The sequence below is a fragment of the Acinetobacter sp. GWC1_38_13 genome (assembly GCF_001767535.1).
In the GTDB taxonomy this organism is placed as follows: domain Bacteria; phylum Pseudomonadota; class Gammaproteobacteria; order Pseudomonadales; family Moraxellaceae; genus Acinetobacter; species Acinetobacter junii.
In genome coordinates this window covers 8,489-10,483 of record NZ_MELG01000063.1, presented here as the reverse complement: position 1 = coordinate 10,483, position 1,995 = coordinate 8,489, and the positions used below count along the sequence as shown (strand labels likewise).

3 protein-coding genes are annotated in these 1,995 nt (G+C 40.2%); 1 reads left to right on the top strand and 2 read right to left on the bottom strand.

Annotation, left to right across the window (positions count from 1 at the left end; genetic code table 11):
• Nucleotides 1-171 (top strand): WS/DGAT domain-containing protein (locus tag A2003_RS06330; protein WP_286686994.1); only part of this gene is annotated, 171 nt, incomplete at its 5' end.
• A 34-nt stretch (nt 172-205) separates the two neighbouring features.
• Here A2003_RS06330 and A2003_RS06325 read toward each other — a convergent pair.
• On the bottom strand, nt 206-379 hold the full coding sequence (locus A2003_RS06325; RefSeq protein WP_004775299.1) for a PA1571 family protein: 174 nt from the start codon (nt 377-379) through the stop codon (nt 206-208).
• Between the two features lie 136 nt (nt 380-515).
• Nucleotides 516-1,970 carry a ribonuclease G gene (rng, locus tag A2003_RS06320; protein ID WP_004908637.1) on the bottom strand — a complete coding sequence of 485 codons (1,455 nt, stop codon included), beginning with the start codon at nt 1,968-1,970 and terminating at the stop codon, nt 516-518.
• Between the last annotated feature and the right edge of the window lie 25 nt (nt 1,971-1,995).

The following is a 1,995-nucleotide window of genomic DNA, read 5'->3' as shown; positions in this document are numbered from 1 at the left end:
CAGGCGTTAAATATCACAATGACCAGTTATTTAGATAAATTAGAAGTAGGGTTGACCGCTTGTCGTAATGCGTTACCAAAAATGCAAAATCTACTCACGCATTTAGAAGATGAAATTCAACGCTTTGAAGCTGCAATTTTGAGTTTGCCTAAACAGGCAGCTGAAGGATAAACCTGAAAAAAATTAAGGGGCTTTAAATTGCCCCTTATTTTTTAATCGTTCTGCAACGCTGTAAAAGCTGATGGCAGGCTGATCGAATCATCGCAGTTGTGATCTGCACTTCTTTACCTTGGCTATCCACCATGTAACATGTATTAACTGGGTTACTGTCCAAAACATGTTTAAAACCGTGGTTCACTAATCTTTCACTTACATTCATAATTATAGACCTCATTATTGTTGGCTAAGACATCCGAAGATGCCTATGGCTAATCTTATGGTTCTAGTATTTAAAATTCGTGATAGAAAGTAAAATTTCAGTTGTAACAAGGATTAAGCGAAATCTTGTTACAACTTTAGCTTAAAATGATATCGTATTGCTCTTGCGTATATAAATTTTCAACTTGGAATTTTATGACGCGGTTCACAAAATGCTCTAAATCCGCGACGGCTGGGGCTTCTGCTGTTAAAAGTCGGTCAATTACTGCTGGATGCGCAACAACAGTAAAGCCACTCTTCGAATCAAAAGCACGTGCATAGCGCAGAATTTCTCGAAATATTTCGTAACACACTGTCTCTGCTGTTTTCACATATCCACGTCCCTGACAAGTTGGGCAGGATTCACAAAGCAAATGTTCTAAAGACTCGCGTGTTCTTTTACGCGTCATTTCAACCAAACCAAGCTCAGAAACCTGAGTAATTTTGGTTTTAGCATGGTCGCGCTCTAGCATTTTCTCAAACTGTCGCATGACTTCGGCACGATGCTCGGCTTCTTGCATGTCAATAAAATCAATAATGATGATACCACCCAGATTCCGCAAACGAAGTTGGCGTGCGATTACCTGTGTTGCTTCCATATTAGTTTTAAATACAGTGTCTTCTAAACTACGACCACCTACATACGAACCAGTATTTACATCGATCGTGGTCATCGCTTCCGTCTGGTCAATCATCAAATAACCACCAGACTTCAATGCGACACGCGTCTGTAATGCTTTTTGGATGTCTTCTTCAACGTTATATAAATCAAATAACGGTTTTTCACCAGGATAATGGATTAAGCGGTTTTCAATAGAAGGCACAAACTCATGGACAAATTCACTCAACTTGCCATGAATTTCCCGTGAATCGACATATATCTTGGCAGTTTCATCGCTAGCTAAATCACGAACAATACGTTGAGGTAGAGGGAGTTCTTCGAATATCAGCTCTGGTGTAGAAACTTCTTTTTGTTTGCGTTGAATAAATTCCCATAATTTACTCAGATAACACATATCCTGAGCAATTGAGGCTTCATCCACACCTTCTGCTGCGGTTCGTACAATCACACTACCGGGTAGTTTATGTTCAGTCTGAATATGCTCAATTATACCGCGTAAACGATCACGCTCTTCTTCTTGTTCAATGCGTTGCGATACACCAATATGATTTCCATATGGCATCAACACCAAATAACGTGAAGGTATTGAAAGGTCTGTGCTCAGGCGTGCGCCTTTAGTCCCCAACATATCTTTCATCACTTGAACAGTAAGGGTCTGCCCAGGATGCAAAAGCTCGAAAACATTTGGCGTAGGCTGTGAACGCGGCCAAACCATGTCGTTGATATGTAGAAATGCTGTACGAGATAAACCAATATCCACAAAAGCAGCTTGCATGCCTGGTAACACACGCACAACTTTACCTTTATAGATATTCCCCACGAGACCACGTTTCACAGTACGTTCGACAAATAACTCGTTTACTGTACCGTTTTCAATTAAAGCTACACGACATTCCATCGGCGTAACATTAATCAGCAATTCTTCTGCCATAACCAACTCAAAACTTTTATAAAAA